This window comes from Exiguobacterium acetylicum, assembly GCF_022170825.1.
GTDB lineage: Bacteria > Bacillota > Bacilli > Exiguobacteriales > Exiguobacteriaceae > Exiguobacterium_A > Exiguobacterium_A acetylicum_B.
Genome location: NZ_CP081878.1, coordinates 1,757,878 through 1,777,240, shown reverse-complemented (window position 1 = coordinate 1,777,240; position 19,363 = coordinate 1,757,878). Strand labels below are relative to the sequence as shown.

17 protein-coding genes are annotated in these 19,363 nt (G+C 45.9%); 11 read left to right on the top strand and 6 right to left on the bottom strand.

The window, feature by feature from the left end; genetic code table 11:
• Positions 1 to 34: 34 nt before the first annotated feature.
• The 5 genes from K6T22_RS09405 to egtD all read left to right on the top strand — a co-directional run bounded on the left by K6T22_RS09405 (position 35) and on the right by egtD (position 4,587).
• Positions 35 to 592, top strand: coding sequence for a GNAT family N-acetyltransferase (locus K6T22_RS09405; protein ID WP_238236609.1), 558 nt, complete (start codon positions 35 to 37; stop codon positions 590 to 592).
• Positions 579 to 1,085: an NUDIX domain-containing protein gene (locus K6T22_RS09400; RefSeq protein WP_238236607.1), complete on the top strand. Its 507-nt coding sequence runs from the start codon at positions 579 to 581 to the stop codon at positions 1,083 to 1,085. The genes K6T22_RS09405 and K6T22_RS09400 overlap by 14 nt, the downstream gene beginning before the upstream one ends.
• A gap of 159 nt (positions 1,086 to 1,244) precedes the next feature.
• Positions 1,245 to 2,228: a GMP reductase gene (gene guaC, locus K6T22_RS09395; RefSeq protein ID WP_238236603.1), complete on the top strand. Its 984-nt coding sequence runs from the start codon at positions 1,245 to 1,247 to the stop codon at positions 2,226 to 2,228.
• Positions 2,229 to 2,350: 122 nt separating this feature from the next.
• Complete coding sequence (gene egtB / locus K6T22_RS09390) at positions 2,351 to 3,631, top strand: ergothioneine biosynthesis protein EgtB (protein WP_238236598.1); 1,281 nt, start codon at positions 2,351 to 2,353, stop codon at positions 3,629 to 3,631.
• Entirely contained in the window at positions 3,631 to 4,587 is a 957-nt protein-coding gene (egtD, locus tag K6T22_RS09385; RefSeq protein ID WP_238236597.1) for an L-histidine N(alpha)-methyltransferase, read from the top strand. Before egtB ends, egtD begins: the two co-directional genes overlap by 1 nt.
• A gap of 88 nt (positions 4,588 to 4,675) precedes the next feature.
• On the opposite strand, the gene K6T22_RS09380 is transcribed toward egtD, so the two are convergent.
• Together K6T22_RS09380 and K6T22_RS09375 are read right to left on the bottom strand one after the other, a co-directional pair.
• Complete coding sequence (locus tag K6T22_RS09380) at positions 4,676 to 5,005, bottom strand: hypothetical protein (protein WP_238236596.1); 330 nt, start codon at positions 5,003 to 5,005, stop codon at positions 4,676 to 4,678.
• 28 nt (positions 5,006 to 5,033) lie between these two features.
• Complete coding sequence (locus K6T22_RS09375; RefSeq protein ID WP_238236595.1) at positions 5,034 to 6,152, bottom strand: NAD(P)/FAD-dependent oxidoreductase; 1,119 nt, start codon at positions 6,150 to 6,152, stop codon at positions 5,034 to 5,036.
• A gap of 284 nt (positions 6,153 to 6,436) precedes the next feature.
• Between K6T22_RS09375 and K6T22_RS09370 the strand changes: the two genes are divergently transcribed.
• The 3 genes from K6T22_RS09370 to K6T22_RS09360 all read left to right on the top strand — a co-directional run bounded on the left by K6T22_RS09370 (position 6,437) and on the right by K6T22_RS09360 (position 8,952).
• Positions 6,437 to 6,985, top strand: a complete 549-nt coding sequence (locus tag K6T22_RS09370) for a hypothetical protein (RefSeq protein WP_238236594.1) — start codon at positions 6,437 to 6,439, stop codon at positions 6,983 to 6,985.
• 95 nt (positions 6,986 to 7,080) lie between these two features.
• Positions 7,081 to 8,031 carry a magnesium/cobalt transporter CorA gene (corA, locus tag K6T22_RS09365; RefSeq protein WP_238236593.1) on the top strand — a complete coding sequence of 317 codons (951 nt, stop codon included), beginning with the start codon at positions 7,081 to 7,083 and terminating at the stop codon, positions 8,029 to 8,031.
• A gap of 12 nt (positions 8,032 to 8,043) precedes the next feature.
• A complete protein-coding gene (locus K6T22_RS09360; RefSeq protein WP_238236591.1) occupies positions 8,044 to 8,952 on the top strand; it encodes a LysR family transcriptional regulator in 909 nt (302 codons plus the stop codon).
• Positions 8,953 to 9,012: 60 nt separating this feature from the next.
• On the opposite strand, the gene K6T22_RS09355 is transcribed toward K6T22_RS09360, so the two are convergent.
• The gene (locus K6T22_RS09355; RefSeq protein WP_238236589.1) at positions 9,013 to 12,603 is read right to left on the bottom strand and encodes a dynamin family protein; all 3,591 of its coding nucleotides are present in this window, start codon (positions 12,601 to 12,603) and stop codon (positions 9,013 to 9,015) included.
• A gap of 119 nt (positions 12,604 to 12,722) precedes the next feature.
• The gene (locus K6T22_RS09350; RefSeq protein ID WP_238236583.1) at positions 12,723 to 14,147 is read right to left on the bottom strand and encodes an NAD(P)H-binding protein; all 1,425 of its coding nucleotides are present in this window, start codon (positions 14,145 to 14,147) and stop codon (positions 12,723 to 12,725) included.
• A gap of 155 nt (positions 14,148 to 14,302) precedes the next feature.
• On the opposite strand from K6T22_RS09350, the gene K6T22_RS09345 reads away from it, so the two are divergent.
• Together K6T22_RS09345 and K6T22_RS09340 are read left to right on the top strand one after the other, a co-directional pair.
• Positions 14,303 to 14,698 carry a hypothetical protein gene (locus K6T22_RS09345; RefSeq protein WP_238236580.1) on the top strand — a complete coding sequence of 132 codons (396 nt, stop codon included), beginning with the start codon at positions 14,303 to 14,305 and terminating at the stop codon, positions 14,696 to 14,698.
• Positions 14,699 to 14,957: 259 nt separating this feature from the next.
• Complete coding sequence (locus K6T22_RS09340; protein ID WP_238236578.1) at positions 14,958 to 16,307, top strand: phenylacetate--CoA ligase family protein; 1,350 nt, start codon at positions 14,958 to 14,960, stop codon at positions 16,305 to 16,307.
• 61 nt (positions 16,308 to 16,368) lie between these two features.
• On the opposite strand, the gene K6T22_RS09335 is transcribed toward K6T22_RS09340, so the two are convergent.
• Entirely contained in the window at positions 16,369 to 17,223 is an 855-nt protein-coding gene (locus K6T22_RS09335; RefSeq protein WP_238236575.1) for an AraC family transcriptional regulator, read from the bottom strand.
• Positions 17,224 to 17,394: 171 nt separating this feature from the next.
• Here K6T22_RS09335 and K6T22_RS09330 point away from each other — a divergent pair, with 171 nt between their 5' ends.
• Complete coding sequence (locus tag K6T22_RS09330) at positions 17,395 to 18,747, top strand: phenylacetate--CoA ligase family protein (protein ID WP_238236574.1); 1,353 nt, start codon at positions 17,395 to 17,397, stop codon at positions 18,745 to 18,747.
• Between the two features lie 166 nt (positions 18,748 to 18,913).
• Here the strand turns inward: K6T22_RS09330 and K6T22_RS09325 are convergent, their stop codons facing one another.
• Positions 18,914 to 19,273 carry a hypothetical protein gene (locus tag K6T22_RS09325; RefSeq protein ID WP_238236572.1) on the bottom strand — a complete coding sequence of 120 codons (360 nt, stop codon included), beginning with the start codon at positions 19,271 to 19,273 and terminating at the stop codon, positions 18,914 to 18,916.
• Positions 19,274 to 19,363 lie beyond the last annotated feature (90 nt).

Here is a 19,363-nt window from a genome sequence, read left to right as displayed (position 1 = left end):
GAACTAAAGATAATGATCTGAAGGAGGAATAATGATGTTGCCTATATATATTCGCCCGTATGTCTTAGAGGATGCAGCAGCTATTCTCGATGTAAACTTACGAAACCGTAAGCATTTTGAATACTGGATGCCGGTAAAGCCGTTACCCGAACAGTATACGGTAGAAGGACAGCGGGAACGGATACAACGCCATCAAGAGTTGATGAAACAAGATGCGTATTATGCCTACGGTGTTTTTTTATCAGAAACCGATCAATTGATTGGAGATGTCTCAGCGATGTTCATCCAGCGTGGACCGGCAGAGACGTGCATGATCGGCTATCAGTTAGATAACGCGTATGGCGGAAAAGGATATATGGCTCAAGCGGTCGGATTGTTCGTGGATCATCTATTTGATGTCCATCAGTTCCATCGGATTCGTGCTGAAGTCATGCCGGCGAACATCGGATCGATCCGTGTTCTAGAAAAAGTTGGATTTCGTCAAGAAGGAATAGCGAAGCAAAACCTCTTCATCAATGAGGCTTGGGAAGATTTTATTTTGTTTGCTCTATTAAAAGAAGACCGGAAGGAGTCACGTCATGCCAATCTCTGATTATTATGCCAATCTACGGCAACTTGTCGGAACGCAACGTCTTTTTACACCATGCGTCGCAGCAATCATTCGAAACGAAGCGGGTCACATCCTCTTCCAGGATCCAGGTGGTCCCTACTGGAGCTTGCCTGCCGGGGCAATTGAACTAGGGGAATCCCCTGCGCAAGCGGTCATTCGCGAAGTCTATGAAGAAACGGGTCTATTTGTTCGCCCCGTCCGTTTGATTGGGACATTCGGTGGGGAGTCGTTTCGACTGACATATCCAGACGGAAACGAAGTCGAGTATGTAGCAATGATGTTCGAGTGTGAGGTAGTCGGTGGAGTGCTCGAGGCAATCGATGGAGAGTCCAAGCAACTGGCTTATTTTCCGAAGAATGAGCGTCCACCACTTGCATTACCTTATCCTGATCAAGTGTTTGAGGAATCAGAGGCGACGAGCTATTTCGAATGGAATGAACGCTGGTTGACTGATTTACAGCATCGAAACCATTAAAATCCGAACATTATTTTATTGAATACTAAAAAAAGTTCATAAAAAACCTCGAAAACACGAAATTTTCTTTGACAGTGCAATAGCAGTTCGTTATAGTAGTCAAGGGGCGAATGATTATCGCCATTACTTAAAAAATATTCGTAATTAGAGGTGTTATTCATGGATGTAGTATTCGATTATGAAGATATTCAATTAATTCCAGCAAAATCAATCGTTGGCAGTCGATCAGAATGCGATACGTCAGTGGAATTCGGTGGTCGTCGTTTTAAACTGCCCGTCGTACCGGCAAACATGCAAACGATCATTGATGAATCGATTGCAACATTCTTAGCAGAAGGCGATTATTTCTATATCATGCATCGATTCGAACCGGCACGTCGTTTAGCATTCGTTCGCACGATGCAAGAACGTCAACTGTTCGCTTCGATTAGTGTCGGCGTTAAGGAAGAAGAATATCAGCTGATCGAACAGCTTGCAGCAGAGGGGCTAACTCCTGAATACATTACGATTGATATTGCGCACGGACATTCGGAAGCGGTCATTCAGATGATTCGTCATATCAAGTCTCTTTTACCGACGAGTTTCGTCATCGCTGGTAACGTCGGTACACCGGAAGCGGTTCGCGAACTCGAAAACGCGGGAGCAGACGCAACAAAAGTCGGTATCGGACCGGGTAAGGTCTGTATCACGAAGATTAAGACAGGATTCGGTACGGGCGGTTGGCAGCTAGCGGCACTTCGTTGGTGTGCGAAAGCAGCAAGCAAACCGATCATCGCCGATGGTGGGATTCGGACGCATGGCGATATCGCGAAGTCAGTCCGGTTCGGTGCTTCGATGGTCATGATCGGTTCACTCTTCGCAGGGCACGAGGAATCGCCTGGTGAGACACACGAAGTGGACGGGGTACTCGTCAAGGAATACTTCGGTTCCGCTTCTGAGTTCCAAAAAGGGGAACGCAAGAACGTCGAAGGCAAGAAGATGTTCGTCGAACATAAAGGTAGTCTGACAGATACGTTGATCGAGATGGAGCAAGATTTGCAATCAGCGATTTCGTATGCGGGTGGGAACAAGCTGCAGGCGATTCGCACGGTTGATTATGTCGTCGTCAAGAACTCGATTTTCAACGGGGATAAAGTCTTTTAATACGATGTGTCCGCTCTTAATGGAGCGGATTTTTTTGTTTCCTTAGCATAACTTTTCCATAGGAGGGGTATACATCAAATGGACTAAAAGATTCGGAATATTTTGGATAGGGAGTGATTGACATGATATTTGAAACGACATCGTACTTAATCGAAAAATTCGCCACCGTTCGGAATCAAACGATTGCCTTGATTGAACCACTTGAAGCGGAAGATTTTATTATTCAAGCCAGCTCGGATGTTAGTCCACCAAAGTGGCATATCGCCCATACGACATGGTTTTTTGAACGGATGATTCTACAAGAATATAGTGAAGGGTATCAAGTTTTCCATCCGAAGTATAATTATCTATTTAACTCGTACTACAACTCGATCGGACCTTATCAACCTCGTCAGCAACGGGGCATGTTGTCACGTCCGACCGTCGAGGATATCATTGCTTACCGGGCGTATGTCGATGAACGAATGGTCGAGTTTTTGAAAGCGGAACGGACTCCGGAAGATCAGCGTAAAGTGGAAGCATTAGTCGAGATGGGTCTTCAGCATGAACAACAACATCAGGAATTGATTTTGATGGACGTGAAATATAACTTTTTTACGAATCCATTGTTACCTGCCTATCAATCGATATCGATGACAACAGATACAACTGAGAGTTTAGTTACAGAGACATCCTTTATCCAATTCGAAGAGGGACTCGTCGAGATTGGTCATACGGGTGACGGTTTTGCGTTTGACAACGAAAGTCCGCGTCACAAAACATGGCTTCATCCGTTTGAATTAGCAACGCGTCCCGTCACGAATGGGGAATATTTGGCGTTCATTGAAGCAGGCGGTTATGAAAAATCGGAGTATTGGTTGTCGGATGGCTACGCGACTGTCCAAAAAGAAGGCTGGAAAGCGCCGTTATATTGGATGAAGGATGACGCGGGGGAATGGACGATCTTTACGATGAATGGTGTCGAACCCCTTCGGCTCGACGAACCGGTCTGTCATGTCAGTTTTTATGAGGCGGACGCTTACAGTCGTTACCAAGGGAAACGATTGCCGACAGAAGCGGAGTGGGAATGGGCTTCTCGCCAAGTCGATTCCGTAACGAAACGCAACATGATGGGAAGCGGTACGTTCCATCCCGTAGCAGTCGAAGAATCAGAAACGACGCTTGCAAGTATGTTCGGAAACGTCTGGGAATGGACGTCTAGTCCGTATAGTTCGTATCCTGGTAGCAAACCACTTGAAGGGGCACTCGGCGAGTATAACGCGAAGTTCATGTGTAATCAGATGGTGTTGCGTGGTGGTGCTTGCGTGACGCCAGACGATCATATTCGCGAGACGTATCGGAACTTCTTCCCACCTGATAAACGCTGGTTGTTTGGCGGCTTCCGATTGGCGGGTGACATGTGATGCGGGAAACAGTCATTGGTTACGATTTATATACGCCGCAACAAAACATGCGCTTAGAAGTCGTCGACGGTCTGATGCGAGAGCAAAAAATCTTACCAGCGAAATATTTTTACGATCATATCGGATCCCAGTTATTTGAACAAATTACAGAACAACCAGAGTATTATCCGACACGGACGGAACTCACCATTTTGGAAAACCACCGGACAGAAATTGCGCGAAGTATTGGCGATGTGCATACGTTAATCGAGTATGGCAGTGGGAGTAGCCGTAAAATCCAGATGTTGCTTGAGACATTTACACATCTGGATACGTATATGCCAATCGACATCTCAAAAGACTTTTTGATGGAATCCGCGCGCCAACTTTCTGAACGATATCCTGCGCTCCATATCAAAGCTGTTTGTGGCGATTACTCGCAATCAATTTCCTTACCGGTTGAAGAAGCGCAAAAACGGGTCATCTTTTTCCCGGGTTCGACAATCGGAAACTTTGAACCGGAGGAAGCGATGCGCTTTTTACGTCACTCCTCGCGGATTCTAGAGGTTGGAGACGGGTTCTTGATTGGTGTCGATCTGAAAAAGTCGACTGATGTCCTGGAACGTGCCTATAACGATGCAGCAGGTGTCACGGCAGCGTTCAACTTGAATATGTTGACGCATTTGAATCAGATGCTTGGTGGAACATTCGATATCGCTCGTTTTGAACACCAGGCGTTCTATAATGAGGAAAAAGGACGCATTGAGATGCATCTTCGGAGTCAGTTGGATCAGCTCGTCCAAGTAGGCGACGTGACGGTTCCATTTAAACAAGGTGAAACGATTCATACGGAAAACTCCTATAAATATAGTAAAGAAGAGTTTGAGAAACTCGCTCAACAAAGTGGTTTTCATCCGGTCAACTGCTGGATTGATGTCGACGAACGATTCAGCGTACACTATCTAGAAAAAATGTAATAAGGTGATGCTTCACAAAGCAAAATACTCCCGTATGTAAGCTTCCATCTAAAAGCGACATACGGGAGTATTTTTTATAGGATTAGAATTACTCGACGCGAGCACCTTCCGGAATCGGGTGTTCCGGTACGACGAGGATCGGCATCCATTGTTCTGCTCGCCCGATCTCAAGCAACCGCCCGGACTCTTCAGGGGTACGACCGGGTATATTTAACACAGCGATTGCTTGTTTTCCAAGCAATTCATGGACATCTGGGCGAAGTGATTCCCAAGCAAGCGAAAAATGACGCGTGAACCCATCGAATTGTAGTTCAAGCTGAACCATTCCGTCTGCGTAGTCTGAGATGGAAAGAATCGTACCGACGCGTAGATCTAAAGCATTGTATACATCAAGAGAAACGACCGGTTTCATAGACAATGGTGTACTTCCTTTCGAAGAAATATAATCAGGATTCGAGTGGTACGTAAGTCGGTTCATAAGTCGACCATTCAATATCGGGCGTTTGGTGACTCGCAAGCTTCGCTAGTTGGCTACCGAGATACGGTCCGATCGTCAAACCAGATGCGCCGAGCCCATTCGCTAAAAATACATTCGGATGGTCTTGAAGAGGACCGATCACGGGCAATGAATTTTTCGTATATGGACGCAATCCGATGCGCAGTTCGTCAATCGTCGTTTCCTCGAGACTCGGTAAGACAGGTAAGGCGCGATTCAATAAGGCGTGCATTCCTTTTACGGTCGGTTTCAAGTCATAGTCCGTCTGTTTTTCGTGCGTTGAACCGACGATCAGTTTCCCTTCATGGATCGAAACTACATACAATCCGCGTTGCCCCATGATGACGGGCCAGGTCGTTGATGTTGAATCGGTCAAGTCGAGTTGAAGGATCTGTCCTTTTTCCGGATGTAAATCAATTTTAAGATTAAGCGGACGAAGGAGATCGTTTAACCAGACGCCAGCCGTTAATATGAATTGATTAGCCGTGTACTGCGCGTTGTCGATTTCAATCCCTGTAACGATCCCGTCCTCTAGGACAAGCGATGCATCCCCATCAAGTACGGTTGCACCATGCTCAACAGCGCCACGGATCAAAGCAGCACATAAGGCACGGCCGTCAACACGAGCGCCACCGGAGACGAATAAGGCATCTTCGATCTGTTCAACGAGCGGGAAGAGTGCTTTGACACGCTCTTGATCGAGTCGTTCGATGCGCTCGATGGCAGGGGCTTCCGGAAAACGATTATGCGCAATCGTCTCCATCTTCTCGATTTTTGATGTTTCATGCAGGGCAATCGTTCCGACTTGTTGATAGCCTGTGCTCGTCTCACCGAGTGCTTCGAGTTCAGGAATCAGTGTCTTATAAAAATGGGCACCGTTATTCGCTAATCTGTACCATGCCTTATTTCGTCGTTGTGTCATCCACGGACAGATGATGCCCGCCGCCGCATGAGAGGCACGACCAGGTTCTTTTCGGTCGACGAGTAAGACGCGTTCACCTGCCTTCGATAAATGATACGCGGTCGAGGCACCAAGAATTCCGGCACCGATGATGATATGGGTGTACATGAAAGATTCAACTCGATTCTGTTCAATTGGAATATCTTATATTGTAGCAGTAGAAGTTCCAGGCGACTAGCAAGAGTGGGTATCGAATCGGTAGCACATCGAATGATGGGAAATGATGGGGAAAGTGAACCATTTTGAAATCAATCACGTATACTAAATATACAGTTTCTAAAAACTGTGATTTAGACGATTAGAAACAGTAGAATTCGGAAACATACCCTTATAGGCATCATGTCCTGTCATCATCGACTTTGAAACGGTCCATCATGAAGGAGGGGAAGGCAATGAATATGAGTCAAGCCATCGTACGCAAACGCTACACGGATCATACTTTATTTTATTCCGCCATCCTAATCTGGAAATTGCTATTCTTCCTGCCGCTACTCATGTTCGTCAACAGCGGCACGGACCATGTGTTTCAAATGTACTTCGTACCGTACCTCACGATCATCTTCCTATTTCGCGTGATGACCTACTTTGCGACCTATAAAGCATCTTTCATGGAGATGACGGAAATGGGTCTCTCGTTATCACTGATCATCGCAGATATCTATTTGATTGCCCTGTTTGATATTCCACTTCCTTTTGCCTTGATCATCCTAGCGCTTGCCTTGCTTCACTTCAGTGCAGCATTTAGTCGTTTTCGTTGGTTCCGCCGTCGCCTTTGGTTGAATCGGCATCTTGAAATCCTCAACTATTTGACCGATCATGGCGAAGTCCCGATTAAAATCGCTGTCATGGCAGAAGATGAGATGCTTGTGACGACAAAAAGTGGGAAAGAGTATACGTATCGTCAAGTCTATTGGAGTGGCTTTTATATTGAACACGGTTGATTGTCCATATGAAAAGGGATTCCTGTTCGGGGAATCCTTTTTTGTTGCATACGTAAAAATATAGTACGCTTACATAGTAAAAGGAGGAGGAAAAGTTGATTCGTTGTATATTGATCAATGCCGACGATGAGCTTATTTTGACCGATGACGTCTTTCGGACACAAGAGCCTGGCATCAAACGTTATTTCGTTGATTTCGATCAGCCGACAGCTACTGAAAAACAAATGTTGATTGACGCTTTCGATTTCCATCCGCTGGCGATCGAAGATTGTTTCCACTACTTACAACGTCCGAAGCTTGAGTATTATACGGACCATAGTTTTTTTGTTCTCCATGCACTCGATGAAGGGACGTTGACGAATCGTGAGATCAACTTGTTCGCAAGTGATCGACATCTCGTCAGCTATCATGAGCAACGTTCACCAGAAATCGATGTTGTATTTGAGCAATATAGTCAGCGTCTCGTCAAACAAGAGACGGTCGACCTCGTACATAAAATCATGGATAAGATCGTTGACGGTTATTTTCCGATCGTCCATGCGACAGAAGATGAATTGTTTGCGCTCGAGGAACGATACCGGACACGAGGCAACGATCGTCGCTTGATGGAAGAAATCTTTGAGCTTCGAGCCCGTTTACTGCGGATCTCGCGGACCGTCATGCCGATGCGGGACTTACTATATCGTGTCGTCGAATCAAAACGACTCTCGATTCATCCGAAGAAACAAGCGTTCTTTCGCGATTTATACGATCACTTATTGAAGTTATCGGAGATGATCGAATACAACCGATTGATGACGTCTGAATTTCGAGATAATTTCATCTCCCTCAACTCGTACCGGATGAATAACATCATGAAGACGTTGACGATCTTCACGACGATTTTCATGCCGTTGACGTTCATCGCTGGAATATACGGTATGAATTTTGATTATATGCCAGAACTAACGACTCGGTACGGTTATTTCGTGACATTAGGGGCAATGGCACTCCTCGCTCTAGGAATGATTTTATTTTTCAAAAAAAATCGCTGGTTCGATGAGTAAGGAGAGATGTAGATGGATATTCGACAGTTACTCTTTTTTACGACGATTGTTGAGCACGGCTGTAATTTAACACGTGCCTCAAAACACTTGTCGATCTCCCAACCGGCACTCAGTCAGATGATTCGGGATTTTGAACAGGTTGAACAAGTCGAACTGTTCATTCGTAAAAACGGGCGGTTGACAGGATTATCGGAAACGGGACGTCAATTATATGAAGATGCGAAAATCGTTCTAGCACGACATCAAGCGTTAATGGGACATCTACGTGAACGATCGAGCGTCGTCCGAGGAAAAGTCCGACTTGGGATCCCGCCGGTCATCTTACCAGTCTTATTTTCACAACTAATTCCGAAGTTTATGGCGGAGCATCCCGGGATTGAACTCGAAATCATCGAAGAAGGGGCGTTTGAACTGAAACGTCGACTATTACTGGAAGAACTTGATTTAGCAGTCTTAATCGAACCAGGCGAATCATACGGCATTGAACGTTTTCGATTGATCGAAGATGAAGTTGTCGTTGCCGTTCGTCCGAACCATCCTTTTCAAGCAAAAGCCGCCATTTCGTATCGTGACATCGGAAACGAACCACTCGTCATCTTGAACGACCGATTCATGTTGCATCACCAGATCCTTTCAGAGTTTCGCAAGGTACAGCAAGAACCGAATATTTTCTTCATGTCAGGGGCGTGGGACTTATTGATTGGGATGGTCCAAGAACTTGATGTCATCTCGATTCTCCCGGAACCGATTCTCCGGTTTCATCATGCGGATGACGTTAGAATCATCCCGTTCGATCCACCGATGTTATGGGATGTCTCATTGAATCGACTCGTCGGTACAGAATTGCGCCCCGTCGTCCGGCACGTCCACCAATACATCGTTCACTATTTTCAATCGTACTGGCCGACTCCCGCTAGGTGATGCAAAATACAACATAAAGACCGAAACGCATCGCGCTTCGGTCTTTATTAATTGGATTATTTAGGATGAGGTGACGTGTTGCGTCAGACGACGGATTTGATCGGCTGCTTGTTTATAAGGCGTCAACGTCTCTTGTTCTTGTAACGTCGCACGTTCACTCTCGAGTTGTTCGAGTGCTTGACGTAAAAGCTGTTCTGAAAGGGACGTTAAAGAAACGTCTAGATGTGCCGTTGCAACCTCAAGCAATCGTTCTTCTTGAACGGCGGTATACGTGAGTGCATCCTGTTTCGTTAATATCGCCAGTTCCTCTTTGAGCTGTTCCTTCTCATTTTTCTCAAAGAAGGCTTTCGCATTCCGGAAGTGGCGTTTGACACCGACATAAGGCGTTGGATCCTCGAAAGGACCATCAAATGTCATCTCAGTCAACGAAGAGACCGTGACAGGCGCCAGTTGGAACGAGTCGTTCCATTGCTCAAGGAGTTGTTGCTCTTCTTGTTGTCGACGGATCAATGCCGCTTCAAGCCATTGATCAACACGGAAATGCGTGACCCGTAGTTCCTGTTCAAAATCGAACCGAAGGAACGTTAACAGTTCTGTCAATGCATCTTGTAGTGCCACCGTTTTGGCTGCTTGAGCGAAGCGGACTGGATTATAAGCTTCCTTGAAGAAATCAGGAAAACGATAGTAAATGCGCTGTACGACATGGTGCAACAATTCATGGATTTCTGCTTTCAGTGCAGGTTCGATCAAAGCGGCGCGATTCTCTTGGAACCGGTCCGTCACTTGTTGTTCTAAGGCAGACAGCTCGGTCAAACGTTCTTCTTTTCGTAAAAGGTTCGCTTCTGTTGCAGCAATGAACCGCTCGAGTCGCTGGACGGTCTTTTCCGTCTGCTCCGATAAGGAAACTTTAGCGAGTCCGGTCAAATCCTCTGCTAAGAAATGATGGAACGCCTCCTCGAATACAGGTAAACCGGATGTCGATTCGGTTAGTCCTTGTTGTTTTTCAGCTAATCCTTGCAAACTTGAGACCCCGTAAAGGCGTGGTGAGCGAATCCCGAAGCGTTGCAATTCTGTCGCGACATAATTCAGGACATCTTGACGTTCGCTGTCGGAAGCAGCGAGATCAATCGCATTGACGAGGAAGAACATCTTATCAAGTTCAAACGCGTCTTTGACACGACCGAGTTGAATCAAAAATTCACGATCTGCCCGAGCAAAGGCATGATTGAAGTAGGTGACGAATAAAATCGCATCGGCATTTTTAATGTAATCGAAGGCAACATCGGTATGACGAGCATTGATCGAATCGGCTCCTGGTGTATCGACGAGCGTGACCCCTAGTCGTGTTAACGGACTATCATAGTAGAAATCGATGACATCGACGAAACAGCTTCGCTCTTCTTTTGCGACATAGGCTCTAAATGCATCCTCGTCAACGGTCTGGACGGTTCCGATGAATGCCTCGACATCAAGGAATCCCTTCAAGAAGGCGCGAAGGAATGGATCTGTTAACGTTTTAGCACGTGGCAACAGTGTTTCGTATGCCTGTTTGGTTGAATCAAACGTCATCGTGTTCGTCATCGCTTCATTCAAATCCTCGACCATTGCAGCTTCCGATTTGAACGTGACCTCTGCGGTGCCGTGAGCGTGTTTGTCATCAACGGGGTGAATCCGGTTGATTGACGCCGTCGTCGGATTCGGCGAGACCGGTAGTACCTTATCTCCGAGCAAAGCATTACAAAACGATGATTTCCCAGCGCTGAAGGCACCGAATAAGGCAATCGTGAATGACTGATGTGTTAGTCGATCGAGTTTATCGTTTAAATAAGCAACGGCTTCTTCAAACCCTTGTAGACCGTTTAAGTGCTGTCGGATTTGAGCAACATCTTCTGGCGCATAACGGACGGTTTGATGGTCCGTCATCGTCGTCGCAACTTCATAGGCAGCTGTTTCTGCCACCGACTCAAAACCTGTAAAGGAGACGATCGCTTTTTCCTGCTGAACCAGTTGTTCTTTCCAAACGGTTACTTGGGTCCGTGCTTGTTCGAGTTGTGTTTCAGACGGATTGACGACACCGCTCTCATAGCGCGCGAGAGCCGCGGTAGCCTGTTGCCAGGCCAGAACACTATCCCACTTTTGTTGTAGGAGCGTTTGCTGTTGCGGCAGTTCAGCTTGTTCTTTTGGGAAAGCCACCGTCAACTCTTGACGAACGTGTTCCCGCCACGCGTTTGTTTCTTTAACAAACCAAGCTTGCGTCTGCTCGGCGACACGATTCGTAAACTGGAGCACTGACTCGCCTGTGATTGTAATACCAGTCGGTAATGCACTTTCGAGTACGGAAAGCGGCGGATCAAGTGATAACTGATCAATCGTCACGATGTGTGTATCCTGCAAGAGATCAAGTTCGCGTAACGATTGTTTCATCAAGTTGCGAAGGTGGAGCGAAATTTCAGACGCCGTGACCGTCTGGTAGGCACGCATGACGTCTTGGGCGATCTCTGCTTGTGCCGCTTCCGTTTTTTTCGTACTACGGAACAGTCCAACCTTGAAGTCACGCTGACGAGATTCGAGAAAACGACGCATCTTCTCGCGTAATTCAAACGGCATCAACGTCGCGTTTTTCAAGAGCTGATCTCGGTGCAGAGAAAATGTCTGTACCCAGCGGTCCGGTTGACGTGCTTCTAATTGATGCGACACATGTGCTAACACTGTTTCCACCGTTGTCGGATCGTTTCGCTCGGCATCAGTTAACTGCTCTGTCATCGTCTCATCAGCTTCCGAGACGAGGCGAGTGAGATAACCCATATGTTCCTGATGAAGACTTTCGAGTGTCATGGCAGCAGAAGTCAACAGTTTAGGTTGAGCGTCGCGAATGCTTTGTTTGACCAGCTGTTCGACTTCTGTGAAGTCATTGTGGGGATGATCTGGGTTCCGTAAGCTCGTAAAGAAAATTCCTTTTGGGACAACACCGTGCTCCGCGAATGAGGCGTGAACCGAGCGACGGAACGCCTCAAAGGATAGTTCATCATCGCGATGTTTATCGATTTGATTGACGATTAAATACAATTCAAGTACCGCAGCTTGTAATTCGTCCGTCACCATGAAGTTTAATTCCGATTGAACATGGTTGTAGTCCATGACATAAAACAAAATGTCTGCTAAATGAAGTGCCGATTCCGTTGACACGCGGTGAGCATCGTCAACCGAGTCGACCCCTGGAGTATCCATCAAGACGAGACCAGGCGGAAGTGCAGACGCGGCGTGCGTCAAATCGATTTGCCGGACATCGCCACTTTTCCCAAGCGATTGAAGGTGTTCATGTTGTTCTTCATCTGTTAAGCGTACGGATGGTCGTTCATGAAAGTGGACGATCGCTTCATCCAAGTCACCTTGCTGAAGTGTCACGATGTTCGCACTTGTCGGAATCGGACTCGTCGGTAAGACGGACTCACCTGTCAAAGCATTGATCATACTCGACTTTCCAGCTGAAAAGTGACCGGCAAACGCAATCGTGAACTCTCGTTTCAGTAACTTCGTGGCGAATTTATCTAATTTATCTAAACGGAGTTGATCCGTTGAAGGTTGAATCAATGTGGCGAGTGAAGCGGTCGCCTCGAGCTGGTTCGTTAATCGTTCCTCAAATGAGCGCATGCGATGAAACCCCTTTCTTTCAGTCATCGTTCAGTGTATCACGATTTTTTCAGTTTCGTCATCCTTCTGAAAGCGACAAAAAACGATCCGCCCGGCAAGGGGAGGATCGTTTAGGCTGATTAAGTCGAGGGAACGATTTCGTCCGCTCGTGTCGATTCTTGTTCAGTCGAGTGAACTCGACGTAACAAGTGTAATTTAAAGAGGTACATGACGAGTAGGTGGACATTTGCTTGTGTCGCTTTATAGAGTACCCATGGCAACGCAGGAACGAACTCATGGATGGCGATGATACATTCCTGTGTACCTGGGATTTGTCGGAATTCAATCCGTCCACGGCTATCTTGTGCGACTTTCGCGAACAGCCCACCGGTAATCCGGTACGTCGCCATTTGCCGGTCGTGGACCGGCTCTTTCGTCAATTCAAGAAGCGACTGTTCATAAAACGGAATATGGATCCCGACGACTTGATCTTTGACTGATGAGGAAAGGAACGGGCGGGCGAATGATGACAACCAATCCATATAATCGTCAGCAGCCCAGTCGGCATCACGATCCTTCGGAAGTAGGACACGTTGAACCGAACGAACGTCAAGCACGTCTGGTTTCGAAGAAGAGGATGAGGAAGAGTCTTTTTGTTCCGCTTCTTCTTTTAACGCGTCTCGAACGGATTGTTCAAATGTGATTTTCCCATCACTGATGCCTGGAACCATTTTTTCGGGATCGGCGACCATCTCATGCACCATACTTTCAACGAGAGGATAGACGGTTTCTTTTGGTTCACCAGATACGAGTGTGACCCATAGCCGAGACAGTTTGACGGTCAGTAAGGGAATATCGATCGTCGGTTGACGTTTGCCCATGATATCAGCCGTTTTAAGAATCATCTCTTTATAGGTCATTGCTTCCGGTCCACCGATATCGATTGCTCGGTCTTTGACGTCATCACGATCGACACTTTCACCGAGCGCATGAATGACGTCCGGTAAGGCAACAGGATGCGTCTTGTTGCGCGTCCAACGTGGTAATGCCATGACAGGAAGACGTTTGACGAGCTTCGATAAAATCGGGAACGATGACCCTTTAGGACCAACGATTAACGCAGCGCGAATCGTCGTCACCGGAGTGCCGTACGCACCGAGAACGCGTTCGACTTCAAGTCGACTCTTTAAGTGACGCGACAAATCTTCTGTTTCCTCGGGGATGATACCACTTAAGTAGATAATTTGCCGGATACCGTTCTCTTTTGCGGCACGGGCAAAGTTATCAGCTAACAATAAGTCCATGTTTTCAAACGAGCCTTGCGTCAGTTTGGCAGAAGGCATCATCGAATGGACGAGATAGACAGCGATATCTGCTCCTTTCATACCAGCGATCGTATCGTCTAGAGAAAAGAGATCACACGATCGCCACTCAACTCGTTCTTCATTGTCCTTATCATCACCATTTCGTGAAAGGGCAATGACATCATATTTTTTCTTTAATTCGTTCAGTAAATTGTGACCAATGTATCCGGTGGCTCCGGCTAAAGCTAGGCGCGTTGGCATGGATGTAAACTCCTCTCTCATTATCTGTTTTAGTTACCCCTAATCGAGTCGATTCAATCGTGTGGAAACAGGCTGAGACGATTCAGTTGAACAGAATAGGGAATAAAGAGGTATGGAAATAAAATGATTTAATGGATTGAAAAGAGGGGGCCTCAATGATGCAGACGATACAATTCATGCAAGATGGACATGAGCGACGATTCGATCTGTTGTGGAGACGCTTAAAATCAAGGAAACGGCAGGATGCGGCAATGTTATCGATGTTGTATCTTGCAACAGCATATCCACAAATCCTAGAGCGCTTTTCAGACTATTTTTTCCCAGACAGCGGCGAGTTCTTTGACCGAGAATTTTTGGCAGAACGATTTTTAGATTCTAGTAAAGAAGCTGTTGCCAATCTGCTTGTTCAGCTGTATAACGGTCGGACGACGATTACGATCATCGAACTGATTGAACAATCGGATGAGCAACAGATGATGCTTGTGCTCGAAGCCATTAAATTGCGGACGTATGGGATAAGCGTGCTTGAGAGGCAAACGACTAAATCATGATGTGTAATCGATAGATCTGATCAACGAAGTGGCTATTCGCTTCGATGGTCAGATTTTTTTGTGTACGATGAATCTCGAGAGAAGAAGGTGTAATTAAAAATATTGTGAGAAGAAGTTAGTGAATTAAAGTTTACAAAAATAAATCGCCATGAAAATAAAAGCTAAGTTTATTCACGAAGAACTAATTGAGTTGGGCGACGACTGGAAATAAGATGAAAGTATCAGTAAAAGGTGGTCAAACTATGGAAGGAGTGACATCATGCAGCTCAAAGAATCAATCTACTTTCATTCACCGATCTTCATCCAAAACTTGTTGACAACGTTACAAGGACGTCGTCTGTTTCACGAACGGTACGGTACAGCCTATCAACAACGGTTACAAGAACTGAAGCAAAAGTTAGGACAACCAAATGACGTCCAGGCAGAGCAGTTGCACCGATTGAACGAATTCCTTTATTTTTGTCAAACGCATAGTCCGTATTATGAGGAGTTATTCTCTTCCATTTCATTGAACCTTCCCTTACAATCAATCGACGAACTAAAACAGATTCCACTCTTGACGAAGGAAGTCTTACGACAAAAAAATGAGAGCGTTCATGCGCGAGTTCACGCGCCGATTCTTGGTAAAACAGGTGGGACGACAGGGAAGTCGATTCAAGTCCATTACACGAAAGAAGACATGCAAATCCGGATGGCACATCTCGACTTTTTCAAGTGGACCCATGGTGTCGATCAAGGAATGCGTCGTGCGAGTTTTACCGGTCAAACGCTCGCCTCACCTCAACAAAAGGCACCGGTTTATTGGCGGATGAACAAGGTCATCAATCAGATGTTGTTCTCGATCAAGAACATTAACCCGAAAACGGCTGCTGCATACATCGAACAACTCAACCGGTTTCAGCCGGAATCGATTGACGGATTACCTTCAGGAATGATTGAAGTCGCACGGTATGCTAAAAAGTATGGCATGACCTGTACGTTTCGTCCGAAAGCGATTTTCCCGACAGCAGAGATGATGACGGCAGAAGAACGAGCACTCGTCGAAGACGTCTTTCATGCACCGATCTATGATCAGTATGCTTCTTCAGAAGGAGCACCGATCGTCGCGGAATGTCCGTATGGGAAAAAACATCTCCATTATGAGATGGGGATCATTGAACGCGATGAAGATGGGGAAATTCTCGTGACGAGTTTTGATACACATGGCACACCACTCGTCCGGTACCGTGTCGGCGATCGCATGACAATGAGTCAAGAAACCTGTCCGTGCGGCCATCGAGGACCAATCATTGCTTCAATCGACGGACGCGGGCGAAGCTTCATTCAGTTAAGAAACGGACATCGTGTCTTTGAGGGCGAACTTGCTGGCATCGTTCGGGCTTTTCCAAACTGTATCGAACGGGTGCAATATATCCAAGAGACGCATGATGAGGTTATTCTGTTATATGTACCGGATGAACGATGTTTTGAAACAGAACATGAGAAAAAACTATTTTTCATCTTGGATCGATTATTTGATGGACAATTGAATGTCGTCATGCGAGCAGTACCCGAAATTCCGAAAGAAATTAGTGGGAAGACGTTATTGATTAAACAACAATATGCCTGACGAATAATAAAGAAAAGGCGAGATCATTGAAGATCTCGTCTTTTAGTGTGTAGAAAAAAACTTAGTCTCGCGGACGCACCGGAATCCAGATAGCGGATTGATAATCAGATGCAGACGGATCGCCTGACGAATAGACTTCGAGTTCGGCGTGAGGAAGGGGATCATATCCATGTGACGGTAGCCATTCTTGATAGATCCGATGCCACATCTCTTGGATGGCATGTGGCATCGGACCGATGACCGGGAACGTTGCCCAAAGACTCGCTGGAATCGTCATCGTTTCTTGACCAGGTAGGACTTCCGTTGTCGTCGTCGCAATCCAATAATCCATTGATTTTTCCGTGAAGTTGGAGCACACCCCGATCACACCCTCAATCTGACCATCATTTTGTTTGAACAAGGTAGCGTCTTGACCAGAATTGTTCACGTCATTCCAAAATAATGGGATCAATTGTTGTTGGGCACCATCTTGTGTCGGGAAGTTTTTCCGCCAGCCGGAAATCTGTATAGCCGGTCGTTCGATGAGTTGATAGTTCATTTGCTCCATTCCTTTCAATGTCACCTGAATGCTCAGGCGGTTATAGGCGTGAATCGGACGTCGCTCGCTTCGCATCAACGTCGGGGAACAACCATGTTGTCGTTTGAAAGCTTTCGAGAAAGCTTCTGGCGTCTCATAACCAAACCGTAAGGCGAGATCGATGATTTTTTCGTCTGTTTGGATCAACTGTTGGGCAGCAAGCGTCAGACGTCGTCCTCGGATGTATTCCGGTAACGTCATCATCGCAAGCAATGCAAATGTCCGTTGTAAGGGATAAGCCTGCATATGAGCCACTTTCGTCAAAACGTTGAGATCAAGCGGATCTTCTAAATGATCTTCGATATGATCAATGACACGTTGAATCGATTCGAGCCACATCCTGTCACCTCCTTGACTTCAGTATAGTGGTGTGATGTGCAATTAACCTGTCCGAGACGATCTCAATTTGTCAGGTTGAAAGTTTTTTCTTTTTGTCATATTTTTGTCAGGTACATACGCTATCGTAGAGTCATCGTAACCGTTACTTCCCTTGCGAAAGGACGTGATGACATGGGTATCAAAGAGCAGATTTACAATCGCTCTCCTCTATTTCTCCAACACCTCTTCACAACCCTCTATGGGTATCAATTGCATCGCGAACGTTATGGACCGGTCTATCAAGAACGACTTCAGACGCTCCTCAAGCGAGAGCATATGACGATTGACGTCGAAGCAGACCAACTTGATCGTTTGAATGACTTCCTTCGCTTCTGTGCCGAGCACAGCCCTTATTACCAACACCTCTTCCTTTCGAATGACATTCACTTACCATTAAAAGATTTATCAGAACTCAAAAATATCCCTGTGTTATCAAAAGAAATACTACGAACGCGGATGGAAGAAATTCGAACGGACATCCCTGCACCGATTATCGGAAAAACGGGTGGAACAACTGGCATGTCACTTCAAGTGCGATACACCGTACCGGATATGCAAATTCGCATGGCACATCTCGATTATTTCAAGGCGACGCATGGAGTGCGACGCGGGATGCGTCGTGTGAGTTTTACAGCGCAAGATTTAGTACCGGAGCGGCAACAGACGGATGTTTACTGGCGGATGAACCGAGCGGCGAATCAACTCTTATTTACGGTGAAACGATTATCGCCACGAACGATGGCAGCATATCTCGAAGCAATCGAGCGTTTTCAACCGGAAACAATCGATGGGCTTCCATCTGCGATGATTGAACTTGCCCGGTTTGCGAAACGAGAGGGGATTCGCTTAACCTGTCAACCGATTGCAATCTTTCCGACGGCTGAACGAATCGATACGGAGGAGCGTCAAGTGATCGAAGAAGTGTTTCACGGACCGATCTTTGATCAGTATGCATCGTCTGAAGGGGCACCAATCGTCTCGGAATGTCGGTTTGGGCAAAAACATTTGCATCATGAGATGGGGATCATTGAACTGGATGTAGATGGGGAGATTCTCGTGACGAGTTTTGATACACATGGGACACCACTCATTCGATACCGAGTCGGAGATCGGATGACGCTTAGTCAGCGTACCTGCTCCTGTGGTCACCCGGGACCAATCATCGATTCGATTGATGGAAGGGGACGAGCGTTCGTCCAAAAACCGGATGGGCAAAAGATTTTTGAAGCGCAACTGTCGAGTCTCGTTAAACATTTGCCAAATAGCATCGGACGGATTCAGTATGTGCAGGAGACACCAGATAGTGTCTCGATCTACTATGTTCCTGACGCGGAGCGGTTCAAGGATGCAGACGAACAACTTCTGATGGAGCGATTGTATTTGCTGTTCGGACGTGAAATTAGGTTAGATGTTAGAGCGGTCTCTTTTATCGATGCCGAGGAAAGCGGAAAAATATTGTTGGTCAAATCTAGCTTAACCGGATGACTCGAGTGGACAGACGCATTCTGTCCACTTTTTGTATATTAGCGTTTATTTTAGAGTGCTAGTTAAAGCGATAAGAAAAAGGTTGTAACTCTACGCCTCATAAGCAAATCGTTCCTGTACTTTTTAGTTAAAATACAAATTTTTTATAATGATTCACAAATGTAAGTCAGTTCAACTTTTTTTCGATGTCCCTGGTCTTTTGTAAAAGCCATTTTTTATTTTTCTTGTCTTTTACGATGATAAAATCATCTGTTCCCTTAACAGAATAGATGGTAGATCCGACCGAAAAAGAATTCGATTGACTGTTCTCTTGAGGCATTTCATACGCTTTTGTTTTCTTAAGTATTTTACTAATCTCTGCACTTCGTTGTTTTAATACATCTAATTTTTCTTCTGTTCCGTTATATTCTTTGTTATTAACAACGACAATCATGGCGTAGCTACCGTTCTCTTCTGTTCCATCCGGATTACACCCAATTAATACAAAGAAAAATCCGATTGCAAATATGGCGAGTGTTTTTTTCATGGGAAACCTCCTTGTATAAATGTTGATTAATGATACCATATATTGGATTATTTTCCTTTTGATTATGGGTGGTTAACTAATTAGTGTCGA